The sequence below is a fragment of the Kitasatospora azatica KCTC 9699 genome, from assembly GCF_000744785.1.
GTDB lineage: Bacteria > Actinomycetota > Actinomycetes > Streptomycetales > Streptomycetaceae > Kitasatospora > Kitasatospora azatica.
The window spans coordinates 25889-43457 of sequence record NZ_JQMO01000002.1 but is presented as its reverse complement, the minus strand read 5'-3'; the positions used below and the strand labels follow the sequence as shown (position 1 = coordinate 43457).

Here is a 17569-nt window from a genome sequence, read left to right as displayed (position 1 = left end):
GCCGCCACACCCACCAACAACCCTGCACAAAAGGGGTGTTGGGCGGACCCCTCCTTGTTCCTAGCGTCGCCACCAAGACACCCGGACAGCGCCGGACCACCCGGCATCCACCAAGGGGGCAACCCATGAACACGACCGGCGACACCACCATCCATGTCGCGGTGGACCGCATCTCCGCCCAGATCTACAACGACGGCCACCTCGGCGGCACCTGGGCCGGTCTGCCCCGCGACGCCGCCGACATCCTCGACCAGGTCGAGCGCTGGGTCGCCCTGTCCGGCTACACCCCGGCCGGAAGCTGGCAGCGCCCCGACCCCGCCCGCGACCTCCTGATCCTCCCGCTGACCACGAACACCACCAGCTGACCGGCCGGGTGCGGGCGGCCCCGCTCAGGCCGCCCGCGCCGTCCCCACGCCGCGCCGTCCCCACGCCACCCACGCGGCCCGCGTCGTGCGCGCCGCGACGGCGCCGCTCCCGGCCCCTCCCGCGGGCCGCACCCACCACCGGGCGGCGCGGCCACACCCGCTCGCGCCTCGGGTCCCTTGTCCTGCCCGTGGTCGCTGTGGCCGCGCTGCTGGGTGCGGTGGGCGTGCTGCTGCTCATGCTCGGGGGGTACCGATGACCGACGAGGAGTTCGCCGCTGACCTGGAGCGGCAGACGGATCCGGACTACCTGGCCGAGCGGATCCAGTGGTGCCTCACCCTGCTCGACCTCGTGCACGGCAAGGAACGGGACTCCCGGTGACCTCGGATCGCAGGACAGCACCACCTGCTGCTCACAGGAAGCCTATGGCGACTTCCACCAGCGCTGTGACATCGTCACCAGGGTTTTTGTGGGACGAGGAACGGAGCAGTGCATGGAGCCGTCGAGCGACGCGAGCGATGCCTGGGCAGCGGCGATGGCCGAGGAGGCCCGAGAGCTTCTCACCATGCTGGATGGAGATCCAGGCCTGATCGACCGTGATCCAGTCCAGGCCCTGGCCTGGCTGGAGGCCGAGCTGGCGGACGTTGACACGCGTGACTACACCGAAGACGAGTTGCGTCCGTTCATGTCGCGCGTCATGTCGTTGTTGGCCGAGATCATCATCCGCCTGCATGACGCCCAGTGGGTGACGCACCCCGGGGCACCGCCGGCGGATCTGCATGTACTGGCTGGCGGCAGGCTGAAAGCCCCGGTGCGGATCGGGCCGCTGGTCACGCGGGCCTTCTGCCAGCCACGTGTGAGCGCGGTTGCCATGCTCAACGAAGCAGAGTCGGAAGGACGGCTGCGCGTCTTCTAGCCAGTCGGCCTGGCGCTGGTACTCCAGTGTGACTTCGCGATCATGTCGGTCTCCCGGTCTACCCTGCCCGCTGGCGGGCGTTGTTCGACCAGGCCATGGCCCGGATCGCGGGCCTGTTCGGGCGGGTGGAACCTCGCGCCACCGCCTGACTGTCCGTCAAGGTCCGGTCTGCCCACCCGCCTGCGCCCGGCAACCGGCCGGGTGCCGGGCGCGGGCCGCCACACGAAGTCGCCCCCGCCTCACAGCACCGACCGGGCGTGTGCCTGCCCCGGTGCCCAGTGCCCGGTGCTCCGTGCGGGGCCCGGCTCACCCATCAGCCGGACCGCTGCCCGCGCCGGTCCTCGCCGTGGTCCGGGCGGCTACGACCCGAGTTCGGGCACGGCGCCGCCCACTGCCCGGCCCTGGCCCCGCTGCGCGCCACCGTCTGACCGTCCCGTCAAGGCTCGGTCGGCGCACTGCTCGCCGGCCCGCCCGGGGCTGTGCGCGCTGCTTGTCGCTGCCTCGGCCTGTGGCGGGTACCCGGGCGCCCGGGGCGTCGACCTTCTGTGTATCCGGGGGTTGGGCGGGTGGGGGAGCAGCGGCAGGGTCGGTCCTGGCCTCACCGGCTGATCGTCCGCCGCTACCGGTGCCAGGGCGTCGCCTTCTGGTGACCGGTCCGGTTCGTGACGGCTGGCTGGGCCGGGCGGCATCGAGCCGCAGCCTCTGGGGGTTGCCGCCCGGACCACGGCCGCCGCGCCCGTAACGGGCGTTGCCACCGCCGAATGTCACGACCCCGTTCGGGGCCGGTAGGCCCCGCACCCTGTCACCGACCGGAAAGGACAACCGTGTCCGCGTTCTCCTGCCTCACCGAGCAGGCCCAATGGCTCGCCGAGCGCCTCACCGCCCGTCAGATCCCCGCCACCACCACCGCGACGGGCGCAGGTCGGCGCGCCGCCCTGGTCAAGCTGACCGTCAGCGGCGAGGCCCACGACCTGTACCTGTCCATGGACGACGGCGGCGTCCTGTGGTGGCAGCTGCTGCGCACCAGCGGCGACGAGCCGGTGCTGGACAGCATGTGGCACACCACCCCCGCCCGCGCGGTCGAGCACGTCCAGCAGCTGATCCGCGCCATCGGCGCCGACCTGAACACCCGGCCCGATCCGGTCCGGGCCCCGCTGGCCGACCTCGCCTCCCTCGGGGGCCCGGCCAGCGCGGGCCGCCGCCTGGCCCAGGCACTCACCGCCGCAGGCCTGCACCCCAGGTTCTCCTTCGTCGAGCACGTGCCCTGCCTGGTCGTCGGCGTAGAGGGCGGCGAAGTGGCCGCCACCGGCCGGGACAAGACCCTCGACCACCCCGCCGCCCAGCACACCGGCTGGACGGCCACCCTGTCCACCTACTCCGGCGACGAGCTGCAGGAGATCCGGATCTACGACGGCCATCCGCAGCACGGCTTCGCCCACGACACCGCCGGGTGCGTCGGCGCGCTCGCCGCGCTGGCCGCGATCGGCCGCCACCGCCGAACCACCACCATCGGCGCCCGGATCCGGGCCGCACTCGCCGAACGCGGCATCCACAGCGCTGAGGGCGGCGACTTCGGCGCGGTCGTGGTCGAGCTGCCCGGCCCCGACAACCCGCAACTGTGGATCTCGGACGCCGACGGATCGGCCGACGAACAAGCCCAGGACTACTACGGCCTGCAGGTCACGTACTACCCCAGCGACCCGACCGACGCCGCCCCCGCCGGAACCCGCGAACTGCTCCCCCTGACCGGCGACGAGCGTCGAGGCCTCGAAGGTTTGCGCGCCGACCTGCCCGCCGTGCTCGAGGCGGTCGAGCACGCGCTCAACGCCGCTGACACGGCCTGACCCACCGGCCGGTCCCGGGCCACCTTGGCCGGGACCGGCCGCCCAACGAGCCTGCGGGGGCGAATCGCCCCGGGCCCCAACCGGCCTGCGGGGCCGAACCGCCCCGGGGCCCCACCAGCCTGTGGAGACCGGCCGCCGCGCGCCGAACCGCCGCGCGCCGAACCGCCGCGCCGGTCGGCAGCGCGAACCCCGCAACACCACGTCATGAGCCTGCCCGGCCGGGGCCAGTGAACCCCGACAGGCCTACAAGGAGGTCCCACCCATGTCCACTCCCGCTCCCGCTCACTCTTCCGATCCTGCCCCTGCCGATGTCGCGGGCCTGGTCCTGACCGCCATCAGCGCCGCACCGCACGCCCTCGACATGCACTCCTGGTACTCCACCGCCGACGACCAGCCGTTGACCCCCGAAAAGGAACCCGGATGCGACACGACCCTGTGCGTGGCCGGCTGGACCGCCCACCTCACCGGCTGGACCCTCATCAACGGCGCGTGGGCCCGCCGGGATACCAGTACCCGGCTGATCGACGACGTCGCCCGCCACGCCCTCGGCCTGACCGGGCGACAGGCCGGACACCTCTTCCACACCGACCGGCAGATCGCCCTGCTCATGCTCCGCCAGATCGCCGCCGGACAGGCCGCCGACTACGCCACCGCCCGCCTTCAGGCCTGACCCCGCCCTCGGCAGCGCCCGCCCGCGGGGTGCAGCGCCGCTGTGACACCAGCCCCCGCACCGCCCCAGCCCCGCCCCCGCACCGCTCCAGCTGACAGTCCATCGCAGGCGGGGTCGTTCGCGAGACTACAGGCCGGCTCTGGCCAGCAGCTCTTCTGCCTGCTGACGAGTACGCGCCGCGGGGATGGGTGTTGGTGCTGGGCAGGCGTGGGGTTGACGGGCGAAGGTCAGGAACCACTCCAGTTGGGGATCGTCCGTTTCCAGCATGGTCACCAGGTCGTCGCGCATCGCAGCCGGGGTGTCGGCACGGGCCGCGATGGCGTTGCGCACGAAGATGTCCGAGTCCTCGGCCAATCGATCCCGCATGCCGGCCGGCAAGGCCGGATGGTCGGCGAGGGCCAGTCGGACCTCCACATCCGAATCAGTGACCATGTCAGCTGACGGCTCCGCACGCCGAACCGCAGCGGCACGGGTGACAGGATCGGCCAGCAGCCCTGGCAATAGGTCTGATGGCGGCGGGTATGCGTGGACGGCAGCCCTTCTGACTGCAGGCTCCAGGTCGGTCAACCACGCGCGTCGAACCTCCTCAGGCGCATCCCGCCAATGCTCGATGACCAACACGCGCACCCGTGGCTCCGGGTCCACGGCCAAGCCGGCGAGGATCTGTGGATCCAAGCGCTCGTTCATTGCCAGGAACTCGCGCACCATGGAGTCAGCATCCTTCGACAGGCGGACCAAGAGACCCGGAGGATCATCGGACGCACTGGCGGCAAGCGCCGCGCGGACGTCAGGCTGAGGGTGTCCAGCCAGCCGCTCTTTCATGCCGGCGGGCATCGACGAGTTGGCGGCGATGGTTCGGGCCGCGCCAAGCGAGATGATCTCCTCGATCAACTCCACGGGCAGGTCCCGCCGTCGAGCCACACAGCGGCGCGCGCCAGGATGGTGGACGAGACGGCGAAGCAGATCCAAGTCGAGTCCCTCTTGGACAGCCAACTCCTGTAGCTCAACATCCAAGCTCATGGCCTGAAGGCTAGGCGACTTGAAGGTTCGCGTCAGCCGCAGGCGGACTTTCCTCGCGACCGGCGACCGACGTCACTTCTCGCAGACATTGATCATGCCGAGACACCGCCAGTGACTCCCGAAGTCACCTCGAAACGACATCCACGAGAAGTTACACAGCCACCCAGGCGCCCGCACCGCTCGAGCCCGCTTGGGCGACTGTGCACTGGCCTGCCGGTGTCCCCTGAGACCACCGGCCCCGCCGGCTCCGATGGCTGGCTCACCCATGTCGACCTCGCCGCCGCCGACCCCGCCCTGCCCTGCCCCGCGTTCGACCCGCCGTCGCACCCACGCCGCACCCACCGGTCAAACCGCCGAGGCCCAACCACCCTCTGCAAAACGGGTGTTGGCCCGTGCCGCTTTCGTTTCTAGCGTCACCACCAAGACACCACGGCAGCGCCGGACCACCCGGCATCCACCAAGACACCACGGCAGCGCCGGACCACCCGGCATCCACCAAGAGGGGCAACCCATGAACACGACCGGCGACACCACCATCCATGTCGCGGTGGACCGCATCTCCGCTGTGATCTACCACGACGGCAACCTCAAGGGCACCTGGGCCGGCCTGCCCCGCGACGCCGCCGACATCCTCGACCAGGTCGAGCGCTGGGTCGCCCTGTCCGGCTACACCCCGGCCGGAAGCTGGCACCGCCCCGACCCCGCCCGCGACCTCCTGATCCTCCCGCTGACCAAGAACACCACCAGCTGACCGGCCGGGTGCGGGTGGCCACCCTCGGGCCGCCCGCGCCGCGCCCCGCCCCGGCGCGCCCCGCCGCCCGCCGCCCGGGCGGCCGTCCCCGCGCGGCCCGGGCCGTGCGCGCCGCGACGGCGCCGCTCCCGGCCCCGTCCCCGTGGGCCGCGCCCACCACCGGGCAGCGCGGCCCGCGCCCGCTCACCCCCGGCCGTGTCCGCCACACCACCGAGCCCACCGGAAACGAGAACCCACATGCCCCACACCGCCGCACGCGAACTCGCCCGCCAGCTCTACTTCTCCCAGCCGCACCACCAGGCCGCCTGCGCCGCGCTGGCCACCAGCCTGCGCGCCACCGCCCAGACCAACAGGCGGACCCTGCCACAGGAGTTGGCCGCACTGGACGACCACACCCTGACCGCCCGCTACACCGGCTACCTGTACGCCTGGCTCACCGGCCACCGGGGCCAGGCCATGGAGGCGGCGGCCCAGGACGCCACCAGCCACGTCCTTGCGGCCTGCGCCGACCTGCCGGAGCTGGACCCGCTCGCCTGCGCGAACTTCCGCAAGGCCTTCGACATGTGGCTCAGCACCGGCCCGGACACCGACGCCTGACGAGGCGACACAGAACATCGCCGCACAGCAGAACACCCCGACCACGAGGCGGCCACCGGCTGACCTGCCGGGCGCGGGCGGCCACCCTCAGGCCGCCCCCGCCCCCGCCCCCGCCCCGCCCCGAACGGCCGCCTGGTCGCCCGCTCCCGGCCCGTCCGCCCTGTGCCGGGGCCGTGCCCGCGCCGCGGGCTCTCGCCGGCCGGGTACCGATTCAGCGTGCCGCCGTCGCCTACCCGTGGTTGCCGTCGTCTCACCAGGCCACCACGTCAGGTCGGACCCGGGGCAACGCCCAAGGCTCCAACACGCCTGCGGCGAACTCGGCCATGAACTGAACCATCCCACCGGTGTAGTGCCACCAGACGGAACTTCGCGACGCGACGGTGACCGTCCACTCCCGCGGGTCTGTCGGATGGGTGCTCCAGAGGAAGAAGTCCCCTTGGGGCGACACCGCCCAGGGAAGCAGACCACCCGGGGCGGGAAAGGGATGAAGCGCAACGGCGAGGTCGGCCTCCTCGCACCACTCCCCGACGGTCTCCAACTCGTCTCGCGTCCCTTCCACCCATCCGCTCTCCCCACCGGGCTCCGGGGTACCGACGCTCAGGAAACCGCCGACGACGAAGGGCGGGTACAGCTCGCAGAGGAGCTTGTAGTCGGCCGGCAACGCGATACCCAGCTCGGCCTCCAACACAGGCCAGTCGATCACGGCCGGGACCGGCAGCCGAACCGAGGACATCCCCGGCACAGCGAGCTCCAACGCCGCGATCGCCTCCGCGGGATCGGTCAGACGGCGGATCGGTGCCTGAGTGCCAGCAAAGTCGTCCATGCGATCAGACTGCCAAAGCAGAACCCGGCCTATGCCACGGCCCCTGCCCCAGGCCGGAGCACCGGAGGGCAGACGTCGAGATGGCCCCCATCGGGAAACGACCACTCGCTCGACGGGAAACGATCTTCAACCGCTATCGAGCACCCCTGACCAGGAGCGCCACCGGCTGCCCGCCCGGGCACGGGCGGCCACCCCCGCCCCGAACAGCCGTGCTGCGCCTGGTCGCCCGCTCCCGACCCGTCCGCCCTGTGCCGGGCCGTGCCCGCGCCGCTCCCGCAACCCGCACCCACCCCCCCCGGCCGGCGCGGGGCGGGCTGCCACCGCCTCGCGAAGCGGGTATCGGCCCGCCTGCGCCCGCCCCCTAGCGTCCCCACCACACCCACCGCGACCACCGGAAACGAGACCCCGCATGACCCACACCGCCGCACGCGTACTCGCCCGCCTGCTCTACTTCTCCCAGCCGCACCACCAGGCCGCCGCCACCGCGCTCGCCGCCGGCCTGCGCGCCGCCGCCCAGGCCAACGGGCGGACCCTGCCGCAGGAGCTGGCCGCACTGGACGACCACACCCTGACCGCCCGCTACGTCGGCTACACGTACGCCTGGCTCCGCGGCCACCGCGGCCAGGCCCTGGACCCCGCCGCCCAGGACGCCACCAGCCGTGTCCTGACGGACCACGCCGACCTGCCGCAGCTCGACCCGGCCGCCTGCACGAACTTCCGCAAGGCCTTCGACATGTGGCTCAGCACCCACCCCAACGCCGACGCCTGACGAGGCGACACACACCGCCACCGCCCGGCAAGACAGCCCGACCACGAGCACCACCGACCGACCGGCCCGGCGGGGCGGGCCCCTCGGACCCTCCCGCCCCGCGCCGCCCCGCCCGCGCCGCACAGCCCGCGCTGCCCCGCCCGCGCCGCACAGCCCGTGCTGCACAGCCCGTGCTGCGCCCCGCCCCGTGCCGTGCGCGCCGCGCCCTGTGCCCGCTGCCCTGTGCCCGGGCCCGCGCGGGAGCGGGGCCGCCACGCCTCGCGAAGCAGGTATCGGCCCGCCCCCGACCGCCCCCTAGCGTCCCCACCACACCCACCCAGACCACCCGCAGAGCGAGGCCCCCCGTGACACCCGAGCTCCAGTCCGACGCCCAGATCACCGTCCTCACCCACACCAACTCGCCCGCCCCGTACGCGGCCCTGGCCAACCCCGGCGACCTCGCCGACCCGGCCCGCCTGGCCGCCGCCACCGTGTGGATGGACCACACCACCATCCGCGCCCTGGCCATCCGCCTGGGCGCCGACCCCGGCCTGTGGCCCCAGGACATGGTCATCCTGCCCGATGCCACCACCTTCACCCGAGACACCGACAGCGGCCTGTACCCGGTCCACGGCCTCCACTGGCACCTGTGGGAGCCCACCGCCGCCAGCCCCGCCGAGCCGCGCACCACCTACGCCCAGGGCGTCGCCGACCGCCTGGCCGCCCCCCGCGCCCGCCTGCGGCGCCAGGGCCCCGGCCCGGCCCGCCAGGCCTACTGGTCGGGCCACAGGGCGGCGGCCGAGCTCCTGCTCGTCCTGGACCACCTCCGGTACGAGGACGACGACGAGGAGCAGGACGCGCACGAGACGTGCTGGGGGATCCACCGCGGCGCCGACGGCGAGCACCAGACCTGCGACGCCCGGCCGATCTGACGGACCGCCACCAGGGGGTGGGGGCCACGGCGCGGCCCCGCGCCGTCACCCGCACCCTCCGCGAAGGGCCCTGACCTCCCCCTCGCCCGGGGTCGGGGCCCTTCACACACCCCGCCGCGACCGCGAAGAGCTCCACCTGCCGCGCCCGGGCCACCCCACACGGCCCGGGCCGACCGCACCCCCACGCGGCCCAGCCCCGGCGCACCGCGCCGGCCACTGCTGCGCCACGAAAAACAGGGGGTCGGTAGACCCGCCGACCGCTCCTACCGTCCCAAGCACACCCCGGCCAACCAGTAGGCCGGGCCCACCCGGTGACACCGCCCGCGCCCGGGCCGTCGGTATCGCACCCGAAAACGGGGGGTCGGTAGACCACCGGACCGCTCCTACTGTCCGAAACACACACCGGCCAACCAGCCGGCCGAGCCCACCCGGTACCACCGGCCATTGATCCGGCGGCCCGGGCGTGGACCCGCCCCCGCCACGAAGGAGACAGCCCCCAGTGAGCATCCACGCAACCAACCCCGCCCAGCCCGCGCCCGACCCGGCCGACGAGAAGGTCCGCGCGGCCGTCCAGGCGTGCCTGCGGCTGCGCACAGCGGCCCTGCACGCGCTCCTGATGACCGCCCATGCGGACCCGGCGCAGCTGGATCAGCCGGGCGAGCAGGTCGAGTTGCTGTCATTCGAGGCGAACGCCGCGATGCGCGAGGCCGGTCTCACCCCCGAGCAGATGGTCGCGCTGATCCCCGAGGGCGACCCGATCGGCTTCGACCTGCCGCACGCCTGACCCCGCGTCACCTCGCGCCCGCGCCGCGTCACCTCGCGCCCGCGCCGCGTCACCTCGCGCCCGCGCCGCGCCGCTCGGCGCAGCCCGTCCCGCCCGCCCCCGCGCGGGCGTGCCGGGCTGCGCACCACCACCCCGCCGCCGGGTTCGCCAACTCGCCGCGGCCAAGGGCCCCGCCCGCTCGACACCCCATCGAGCGGGCGGGGCCCTGTCGCGTGCCCGCACACCCGGGCCGCTACGCGCCGCCTGGCCCGCCCCAGCCGCCGGGGCCGGGTTGCTGCCACGGCGCGGGCCGGCCCGGCCCCGGCTGCCGCCCAGGCCCGGCAGACACGGCCGGGCCCGGCGCCGCAGGCTGCGCCACACCAGGCGCCACCGGGACCACCGGCACGGTCTGCGCGCCGGCCTGCCAGCCCGGAGCGCCCGCCCCGGACCCGCCGGGCCCGCCGGGCGCCATCGCGGTCCCCGTCCACCGCCCCGGGTCGGCCGGCGCCGCGAAGCAGCGCAGCACCGTATCCGCGTCCACGGTGATGGTGGTCCACTCGGTCACCAGCCGCACCGGCCCGCCGCCCTCGGTAGGGATGCTGTAGCCGCGCAGCCGAAACCCGGTACGGCACGGCCCGTCACGCGTGGTCTCGACGGCCTCGAACAACTGGCCCACCCACGAGGGATCCAGCCGCCCGGCCACGACCTCGGCCGTCACACCGCTCACCGGCCAGCCCCCGGCTGGGCCGGCCAGCTGGACTGCCAGCCCTCCACCACCGGCGCCACGCCGCCGGCACCCGCGCCGGGCAGGTGGTCCGGCAGCGGCGGCAGCCCGAAGCCCTCCGCCTCGACCGCTTCCTCGTCCGTCACCTCGACCTCCTCCTCGCCGGGCTCCGCGACCACCACCGCGTCGTCCGCGTCGCCGTCGCCGTCGCTGTCCCGGTTCCCACCCGCCCGCAGCCCGTGCGCGTCGCCGCCGTGCGGGTCCGCTCCGCCCGCCAGCCGCACCAGGGCCATGGTGCGCCGCACCTCGCCCAGGCCGATCCCCAACCGCGCGGCCACCTCCGCCTCCGGCGCGTCCAGCTCCCGCATCCGCACCACCGCCGACGCCCGCACCTGCCCCGCCACCTCCCTCGCCTCCTGCGCCTCCACACGCAGCGGCTCCATCCGCTTCTCCACCGCGGCCAGGGTCCGTTCCAGCGTCTCCCCGGCCAGCAGGTACGTCACCGCCAGCTCCACCAGTTCCTGCTGCCTGCGCGCGAACGCCTCGGCCTGCTCGGCCGCCGCCTGACGGGCCTTCTCCAACGCGCTCAGCGGCCTGCCGCTCTTCCTGTTGTGTGCCGAACCTGCCGCCACTGTTCACCTCCATCCGCCACCGGCCCCCTTTGGACGTGGCTGGTCCCGGGGCGGGACCGCCCGACGTGGAACGCGAAGGGCCGTACCCGGCAAGGGCACCCCGCCCCAGCCCGGACGCCGGGCGACGACCCCGTACCGGTCCCAGGGGTGGGAAGACCGCCGCCGGGGCCGCGTCGTGCTTCCACCCCTTGGAAGGCCCACCCGATTGCCCGACCAGGGCGCACTGGGTCCCGCCGAGGTGCCTCAGGGGTCTCCGCCATGGCTCGCCAAGGTCTGCCGAGACGGCTGCGACCTGCGCTAACGGGTGCTGGTGTGCTGCTGGGTGGGACGGTCGTCGGGTGTCGGCCGTGTGGGCTGAGGTGGTGCTGGACCCCTGCCCGCCGGGCTGACACCTTTTGCATCTTTGGCCACCGGCTTAGCGTTTGGGCCATGTTGACTGCCTCGCGCCGGCGCCCGGGGGAGTCGAGCCGCTACTTTCGCCGCCAGGTCCTCACCGGCGACCACACCCGGCTGCGCGGGGAGGACTTGGAGCGGGCGCTGGAGCGCATGGCGCTGCCGGCGGGGCAGTGGACCGGGACGGCGGCGGCCGCGCTGGGCCTTGCGGGGGCAGTGACGGACGCTCAGATGACGGCGCTGTTCGGCGAGGGGCTGCACCCGCTGGCCGACGAGATCGTCGCGGCCCGGTGCGCCGCGGGCGACAGCGCGCGCAAGGCGCTGCGCGCGGCCAAGCTCGGCGCGTCGTTCGGCCACTACCCCTCCGCGCTGGCGACCCACCTCGATGAGGTGGTCGCCTCGGCCGAGCGGGGAGCGGGACGGGAGCTGACCGGGCGCGAGAAGACACTGCTGCGCCGGGCGGAGGCCGGGCGCCGTTTCGCCCAGGACTACCTGCGCCCGCCCGAGGACGAGGCGGAGCTGGACCGCTACCTGAAGGCCGGGCTGCGTCCGGACCGTGAGCCGGTGGCCGCGTTCGCGCTGGTGCTGGCCGGGCCCGGCTCGTTCCAGTGGCTGTGGGCGCTGGGCGATGCGGCCACGTCCCGGGTGGCGGGGGAGTGCCATGACCAGGCGGTCGCGGAGACGGTGGCGTGGATCGAGGCGAACGCGCTGGCGACCCGGTCGGGGCCGGGCGGGGTGGCCCAGCACGACGCGGCGGGCGGGATGCTGGCGGTGCGTTTCACGCACTACGACTCGCGTCTGGGCGATCCGAACCTGCACGACCACCTGGAGATCGCGAACAAGGTCCAGGGCCCGGACGGGCGCTGGCGCTCGATCGACGGCCGCTGGCTGCTGGCGCAGACGGTGGCGGCCAGCGAGTTCTACAACCAGCGCCTGATCGAACTGGCCTGCCGGCGCCTTCGGCTGCGCGCGACGGCGCGTCAGGCCGGCTCCGGCGGGCGCCCGGTCATCGAGATCGACGGCATCGACCCGGCCCTGCACCGCGTCTTCGGCCGGCGCCGCGCCGACATCACCACCGCGCTGGCCGCCCTGCTGGAGCGCCACCGTGACCGCCACGGCCACGACCCGGTCACCGCCGCAGCCCGGCACGCGCTGATCCGCCGGGCCACCCTGGCCACCCGCCCGGCGAAGAAGACGGCGCGCACCCTGCCCGAGCTGCGCGCCCAGTGGCACGCCCGCGCCCTGGCCCGTCTCGGGCCCGAGCGCCTCCACGCGCTGCTGGCCGACGCCCAGGCCAGCGCCCGCCAGGCCTACGTTCGGCAGGCCCCTTCCCCGCTGCAGGTGGATGTCGCGGCGGCGGCCCAAGCGGTGGTGGCCGCCGTCGCCGAACGGCGGGCGGTGTTCTCCCGGCGTCACCTGGAGGCCCAGGCCCGGCGCCACACCGTCCTTGTGACCCGCGGCCACCCGCACGCCGCCGACCTGGCCGAGCAGATCCTGGAGCGCGCGATCGGTCTATGTGTGCCGATCACCGCCCCCGACGTCCACCGCCCGTTCGCACCGCTGCTGCGCCCGGACGGCAGCAGCGTGTATCGGCGCCGCGGCCACGAGCTGTACACCACCGGGCACAACCTGACCTGTGAAGCCGCCGTCATCGCCGCCTCGCGCACCCCGGCGATCCCCGCCGCCACCCGCCCCCTGTTCGACCACCATGCCGCCGCCCCGGCCCACCGGCGTCTGAATGCCGGTCAGCTCGCCTTGGCCCGCTCCTTCGCCTGCGACGAGCTCGCGCTGCGCGTCGCGGTGGGCCCGGCCGGATCCGGCAAGACCAGTGCGCTGCGGTTGGTCGTCGACACGGTACGCGCCGCCGGCCACCACCTGGTGGCCCTGGCCCCGTCCTCACGCGCCGCCCAGGTCCTCGCCGAAGACCTCGGCCAGGAGGCATCCACCCTGCACCGCTGGCTGCGCGCCCAGGAACGCGCCGCCGCCGGCAGACCCATCGACGCGCACCTGCGGATCCGCGCGGGCGACGTCGTGGTCGTCGACGAGGCCGGCATGGCCGGCAACACCAACCTCGCCCGCATCACCCACTACGCGCTCACCGCGGGCGCCCACGTGCGCCTGCTGGGCGATCCGGCCCAGCTCGGCGCCGTCGAAGCCGGCGGCCTGCTGCGATGGCTGGCCCGCGAGCCGGGATGCGTCAACCTCAACCAGCTGCACCGCTTCACCGACCCGGGTGAAGGCGAGGCCTCCCTCCAACTGCGCGACGGCCACGTCGGCGCTGTCGCCTGGTACCACGCCCACGGTCGCCTGCACGGCGGCGACAGTGACCACATGGCCGACGCCGTGTTCACCGCCTGGACGCACGACCTCGAACACGGCTACTCCAGCGTGATGCTGGCCCCCGACACCGCCACCGTCCACGCCCTGAACCAGCGCGCCCAGGCCTGGCGCACGGCCACCGGCCACCTCGCCGCCGGACCGGGCGCAAGGCTGCGCGACACGGTGCGCGCCCGCCCCGGCGACGTGCAGGTCACCCGCTCCAACCAGCGCACCTGGACCACGCTGGCCGGCCGCGACTTCGTCAAGAACGGCGACACCTGGACCCTCGAGCGCGTCCTCGATGGCGGGGACGCGATCGTGCGCCACACCGCCCACCGCGGCCGCGTACGCCTGCCCGCCGCCTACCTGGCCGAACACACCGAACTCGGCTACGCCACCACCGTCCACCGCGCCCAGGGCATCACCTGCGACACCGCCCACGCCCTGCTCGCCGAAGGCACCAGCCGCGAGAACGCCTACGTGGCCGCCACCCGCGGCCGACGCGCCAACCACCTCTACCTGCCCCACCCCACCCTGGCCCCCACCGACGCGCTCGCCGCGGTCCTGGCCACCTCCACCGCCCAGCGCTCCGCCCACCAGGCCATCGCCGAAACCGCCGACCACGCCCTCTCCCTCGCCACCCTGGCCGCCGAGTACGCCGACGCCACCGCCCGCGCCGACACCCTGCGCCTGGCCCACCGCGCCCGCACCGCACTCGCCGCCAAGGCCGAGGTCCTGCTCGCCGCCGACGCCTGGCCCGCCCTGCAACGGGCCCTGCTACGCGCCGAACACGACGGCTGGAGCGCGCAGGCGATCCTTGCCCGCACCGCCCGCTACAACCCGCGCACCGACACCTTCGGCCACGGCAACGGCTTCGAGAACGCCATCGACCCCGCCCAACTGATGGCCTGGCGTATCGACCACCACCTGCGCACCATCCCCGCCCCCGACCCCGGCGAGCAGCCGCGCCCGCTGGCCGGTCTGAGCGACCGTCAGCTGACCGCCATGGCCGAAGCCGCCGCACAGGTCGCCACCCGCGCCCTGTCCCACTCCTTCCGCACCGGACTCGGTCGCCCGCCCGGCCACCCCAGCGCCGAGCGCGCCGCCCAACTCGCCTACACCACCCGCACCGTGCAGCTGACCGCCACCGTGCGCTCGCGCATCGCCGACGAGCAGCGGCTGCGCACCCGCCTGCCCGACGGCCCCCGCCCACCGGCCGACCACACCGGACCCGTTCCCGACTGGCTCGCCGACCCCGCCACCCCCCTTGCCTGGCGCGCCCACCTGGCCGAGCGCCGCCAGGTGATCGCCGACCAACTGCGCCACAGCGGCCGGCGCCTGGCCGCCGCCCCGCCCGCCTGGGCCCGCCCCCTGGGCACCCCGCCCCCGGCCGAGGCCATCCAGCCGCGCCAAGCGTGGGAGCACGCGCTCGCGCTCACCGCCGCCTGGCGGGCCCTGCACCGCACCCCGGCCACCTTCGAGGCCCTCGGCCCGCGCCCCGCCGACCCCGCCCACCACCGGGCCTACGACGCCCTCACCGCCCACCTCGCCACCGTCGCCACCCGCACCCGCGCCCACCACACCCAACTGGCCCGCGCCACCGACCCGAGCGCGCTGCGCCACGACGCCCGCGCCCACCTGGCCGCCGTCGGGCGCCCGCGCCCGACCCCCGCCCCGCCCCACGAACCCGGCACGGTCGGCGACGCACCCGCCCCGCTGCTGATCGGGCACCCGGCCGCGGCCCGCCGCCTGGCCGACACCAACTGGCAGCTCCTGGAAGCCGAAACCCTCGCCCAAAGCGCCCTCGTGGCGGTGACGGCCGACCAGGAACCGCCCGAGCAGTGGATGGCCTACCTCCCCGCCCCCGACCCCGACGACAGCGACGAGCAGCAGCTCTACACCGACCTTCTCGCTGCCCTGGCCCACTGGCGCCAGCGCCACCACGTGCACGGCGAGGACCCGCTGGGCCCCCAGCCGAACACCGACGCCGCGGCCACCGAATGGCAGCACCTGACCCAGGCACTGGGCCTCTACCAGGCCTCGCGCATCAACGACCGCCTCGCCCTGATCCGCGCCCGCCGCTCCCAGGACCGCGCCCGCCTGGCACACGTGACCCGCGAAGGAGCCGAACGCGCCACCCTCCCGACCCGGCCCACCCAGCCCGGCACCGCACGCGCGACCACCCCCGACGACCGCGGCCGCACCCGCTGACCCGAACCCGCACGGCGGCCGTACCCGTCACCCGCCGACTCCGACTCCCCGCGCAGACCGCTGCGCCAGACCGCTGCGCCAGACCGCTGCGCCAGACCGCTGCGCTGCGCGCAGGCCGCGCCGCCAAGGTCAGTTCACGAGTTTCGACAGCACCTGGGATCGCTGGACGGTCCCTGTCGCCTTGGACGCGGGGCCGGTAAGAACTCCTAACGAAATGGCTCCGGAGAGTACCCCATAGGGCGACGACGTACAGTTGGGCGGCTTGTGCGCTCGGGTGGCTCTGGAGGAGTACGGCTGTGCACCCTGATGTGGAGCGTCTCGTGGCGCTCATGCCGCCCGGCCCGGAAGGCGGGGAGCGGGTCGACTGGTTGGCGGTAGAGAGGGATCTCGGTTCCCGGCTTCCGGCCGACTTCCGCGATCTGGTCGCGGTCTACGGAGTCGGCACAATCGACGAGCGTGTGATGGTCCTGCCGCCCAGGAGCACGGCGCACGAGTCGGAGATCCCGTCGGTGGGCCAGATGACGCCGAGCGCGGAGAAGACCGCCTGGCTCGAACACACGAAGTCCACCTACCCACTGTGGCCGGCGCCCGGTTCTCTACTGTGCGGCCTGCGCATGGTGGACGGGAACGGTGACCTGTGGGGTGCCGTCTACTGGCGGACCACGGGCCCTGACCCCGACCGGTGGCCGGTGGTCGTATGGGAGCGTTGCCACCCCTTCGTCGAGTTCGGCCTGACCATGACCGGTCTCCTGGTGAGGTGGCTTTCCGAGGCCGCGGACATCGACTTCGACCAGCGGATGGTCTTCGGTGCTCCACACTCGCGGTTCATCCACTGGCGTGCCGAGCGTGCGATGCGCGAGCGTGGCGTTGATCCCTGGGAGTACCTGGAGCCGCTCTACCTCGAAGCGAACGAGGAATGGGAAGAGCGGAACGTGGCCGGGGTCCCTCGAACATCCGGTGCCACACACGAGATCGAGACGCAAGCACCAGTCTCCTCGATCCCGCAGCTTGCCATCCTCGGCATCTCCGTTCCGCAGAGCGGAGATCTACTCATCACCGCTTCCGCCGCGCTCGGCAGCGGCCAAGCAGCACCCATGCGGCTCACGCCGCCGCTCGGCCCGCAGGGACCTGTCGTCGAAGTCACCGGACCGGAGGGGCTCCTTGCGGTCGCCTTCGGGGCAGATGTCACCGCGCCGGCGGCGGAATCACCGCTTCTGGTGTCGGCCGCCGAGCCGCTGGTTTTCGAGGTGCGGGTACTCAAGAGCGCCATCCTGAACTGCGCCTCCTGGCCGGAGTTGGTGAGCCGGCTCACCAATGACGCCAGCCTGAAGCTCGTTGTGCAGGATCCCGCGATTGCCGCCTTGCGCGCCGCGTCCACGGAGACCTCGGGTGCGGACGATGTCATGGTCAGCTGGTGGCCTCCACGAGGGTGAGTCGCCGCCAGCAGATCAGGGCACATCCGATGCCGAGCAGAGCCTCCTGGATGTCGTCGCGGACCTCCCAGCGGATCCGCAGGCGCCGGAAATGGTGCAGGAGGGCAGTTCGCTCGACCACCCATCGCTCAGTGCCCAGGCCGGAACCGTGCTCAGTGCTGCGGCGGGCGATCAGCGGCCGGATCCCGAGGTCGCGCTGTGCTGGGCCGGCGATCGGCCGCCCGGGTGAGACCCCGTTCCGCTGGGCGCCGTCCGCCCTCATGATGGCGGGCATGGATCACCTCGACGTTCCCGAGCCAGACCCGCTCGACCTGATGGAGTGTCTGCCGGACCCCGACGACGGCCTCGACACCTGGTCCGAGGACGAGTACGAATTCGTGCCCCGCTGCTGACCGAAGCCCCGGGCGCATGGGCCGGCACCGGCGGGCCG

The 17569-nt window shown here is 74.0% G+C and carries 16 protein-coding genes and 1 pseudogene; 12 read left to right on the top strand and 5 right to left on the bottom strand.

The genetic code is table 11. The annotated features are described in order from the left end of the window. The first annotated feature begins 125 nt into the window (after positions 1 to 125). The 5 genes from BR98_RS00715 (at position 126) to BR98_RS00700 (ending at position 3793) form a co-directional block, all read left to right on the top strand. Complete coding sequence (locus tag BR98_RS00715) at positions 126 to 365, top strand: hypothetical protein (RefSeq protein WP_035838914.1); 240 nt, start codon at positions 126 to 128, stop codon at positions 363 to 365. A 253-nt stretch (positions 366 to 618) separates the two neighbouring features. Further along, entirely contained in the window at positions 619 to 744 is a 126-nt protein-coding gene (locus BR98_RS41880) for a hypothetical protein (RefSeq protein WP_267886030.1), read from the top strand. Positions 745 to 856: 112 nt separating this feature from the next. Next, positions 857 to 1279 carry a hypothetical protein gene (locus BR98_RS00710; protein ID WP_035838909.1) on the top strand — a complete coding sequence of 141 codons (423 nt, stop codon included), beginning with the start codon at positions 857 to 859 and terminating at the stop codon, positions 1277 to 1279. 824 nt (positions 1280 to 2103) lie between these two features. Next, the gene (locus tag BR98_RS00705) at positions 2104 to 3123 is read left to right on the top strand and encodes a hypothetical protein (RefSeq protein ID WP_035838905.1); all 1020 of its coding nucleotides are present in this window, start codon (positions 2104 to 2106) and stop codon (positions 3121 to 3123) included. 262 nt (positions 3124 to 3385) lie between these two features. Beyond that, positions 3386 to 3793: a hypothetical protein gene (locus BR98_RS00700; protein WP_035838902.1), complete on the top strand. Its 408-nt coding sequence runs from the start codon at positions 3386 to 3388 to the stop codon at positions 3791 to 3793. 126 nt (positions 3794 to 3919) lie between these two features. On the opposite strand, the gene BR98_RS00695 is transcribed toward BR98_RS00700, so the two are convergent. Further along, positions 3920 to 4813 (bottom strand): hypothetical protein, encoded by an 894-nt coding sequence (locus tag BR98_RS00695; protein ID WP_157537228.1) that lies wholly within the window; start codon positions 4811 to 4813, stop codon positions 3920 to 3922. A 511-nt stretch (positions 4814 to 5324) separates the two neighbouring features. On the opposite strand from BR98_RS00695, the gene BR98_RS00690 reads away from it, so the two are divergent. Continuing rightward, positions 5325 to 5564 (top strand): hypothetical protein, encoded by a 240-nt coding sequence (locus tag BR98_RS00690; RefSeq protein WP_035838899.1) that lies wholly within the window; start codon positions 5325 to 5327, stop codon positions 5562 to 5564. Between the two features lie 237 nt (positions 5565 to 5801). Beyond that, positions 5802 to 6161, top strand: a complete 360-nt coding sequence (locus BR98_RS00685; RefSeq protein ID WP_035838896.1) for a hypothetical protein — start codon at positions 5802 to 5804, stop codon at positions 6159 to 6161. 250 nt (positions 6162 to 6411) lie between these two features. Here BR98_RS00685 and BR98_RS00680 read toward each other — a convergent pair whose 3' ends face one another. Beyond that, a complete protein-coding gene (locus BR98_RS00680; protein WP_035838893.1) occupies positions 6412 to 6984 on the bottom strand; it encodes an SMI1/KNR4 family protein in 573 nt (190 codons plus the stop codon). 409 nt (positions 6985 to 7393) lie between these two features. Between BR98_RS00680 and BR98_RS00675 the strand changes: the two genes are divergently transcribed. The 3 genes from BR98_RS00675 (at position 7394) to BR98_RS00665 (ending at position 9448) form a co-directional block, all read left to right on the top strand. Continuing rightward, a complete protein-coding gene (locus tag BR98_RS00675) occupies positions 7394 to 7753 on the top strand; it encodes a hypothetical protein (protein ID WP_035838890.1) in 360 nt (119 codons plus the stop codon). Positions 7754 to 8097: 344 nt separating this feature from the next. Further along, on the top strand, positions 8098 to 8664 hold the full coding sequence (locus tag BR98_RS00670) for a hypothetical protein (protein WP_035838887.1): 567 nt from the start codon (positions 8098 to 8100) through the stop codon (positions 8662 to 8664). Positions 8665 to 9163: 499 nt separating this feature from the next. Next, positions 9164 to 9448 (top strand): hypothetical protein, encoded by a 285-nt coding sequence (locus BR98_RS00665; protein ID WP_035838886.1) that lies wholly within the window; start codon positions 9164 to 9166, stop codon positions 9446 to 9448. 232 nt (positions 9449 to 9680) lie between these two features. Here BR98_RS00665 and BR98_RS35835 read toward each other — a convergent pair whose 3' ends face one another. Both BR98_RS35835 and BR98_RS00655 read right to left on the bottom strand, forming a co-directional pair. Beyond that, positions 9681 to 10154 carry a hypothetical protein gene (locus BR98_RS35835; protein ID WP_157537225.1) on the bottom strand — a complete coding sequence of 158 codons (474 nt, stop codon included), beginning with the start codon at positions 10152 to 10154 and terminating at the stop codon, positions 9681 to 9683. After that, the gene (locus tag BR98_RS00655; protein WP_157537223.1) at positions 10151 to 10783 is read right to left on the bottom strand and encodes a hypothetical protein; all 633 of its coding nucleotides are present in this window, start codon (positions 10781 to 10783) and stop codon (positions 10151 to 10153) included. The genes BR98_RS35835 and BR98_RS00655 overlap by 4 nt, the downstream gene beginning before the upstream one ends. A 429-nt stretch (positions 10784 to 11212) precedes the next feature. Here BR98_RS00655 and mobF point away from each other — a divergent pair, with 429 nt between their 5' ends. Beyond that, the gene (gene mobF, locus BR98_RS41875) at positions 11213 to 15706 is read left to right on the top strand and encodes a MobF family relaxase (RefSeq protein ID WP_198042088.1); all 4494 of its coding nucleotides are present in this window, start codon (positions 11213 to 11215) and stop codon (positions 15704 to 15706) included. Positions 15707 to 16026: 320 nt separating this feature from the next. Beyond that, positions 16027 to 17139 carry an SMI1/KNR4 family protein gene (locus BR98_RS00645; RefSeq protein ID WP_198042087.1) on the top strand — a complete coding sequence of 371 codons (1113 nt, stop codon included), beginning with the start codon at positions 16027 to 16029 and terminating at the stop codon, positions 17137 to 17139. On the opposite strand, the pseudogene BR98_RS00640 reads toward BR98_RS00645, so the two are convergent. Next, positions 17114 to 17335 (bottom strand): annotated as a pseudogene (locus BR98_RS00640) (IS5/IS1182 family transposase); the annotation flags it as partial. The gene BR98_RS00645 and the pseudogene BR98_RS00640 overlap by 26 nt on opposite strands. Between the last annotated feature and the right edge of the window lie 234 nt (positions 17336 to 17569).

Bases quoted from the DNA above. Each gene is read 5' to 3' on its own strand.
- BR98_RS00715 (WP_035838914.1), top strand. From the start codon at position 126: ATGAACACGACCGGCGACACCACCATCCATGTCGCGGTGGACCGCATC.
- BR98_RS41880 (WP_267886030.1), top strand. From the start codon at position 619: ATGACCGACGAGGAGTTCGCCGCTGACCTGGAGCGGCAGACGGATCCG.
- BR98_RS00710 (WP_035838909.1), top strand. From the start codon at position 857: ATGGAGCCGTCGAGCGACGCGAGCGATGCCTGGGCAGCGGCGATGGCC.
- BR98_RS00700 (WP_035838902.1), top strand. From the start codon at position 3,386: ATGTCCACTCCCGCTCCCGCTCACTCTTCCGATCCTGCCCCTGCCGAT.
- BR98_RS00695 (WP_157537228.1), bottom strand. From the start codon at position 4,813: ATGAGCTTGGATGTTGAGCTACAGGAGTTGGCTGTCCAAGAGGGACTC.
- BR98_RS00690 (WP_035838899.1), top strand. From the start codon at position 5,325: ATGAACACGACCGGCGACACCACCATCCATGTCGCGGTGGACCGCATC.
- BR98_RS00685 (WP_035838896.1), top strand. From the start codon at position 5,802: ATGCCCCACACCGCCGCACGCGAACTCGCCCGCCAGCTCTACTTCTCC.
- BR98_RS00680 (WP_035838893.1), bottom strand. From the start codon at position 6,984: ATGGACGACTTTGCTGGCACTCAGGCACCGATCCGCCGTCTGACCGAT.
- BR98_RS00675 (WP_035838890.1), top strand. From the start codon at position 7,394: ATGACCCACACCGCCGCACGCGTACTCGCCCGCCTGCTCTACTTCTCC.
- mobF (WP_198042088.1), top strand. From the start codon at position 11,213: ATGTTGACTGCCTCGCGCCGGCGCCCGGGGGAGTCGAGCCGCTACTTT.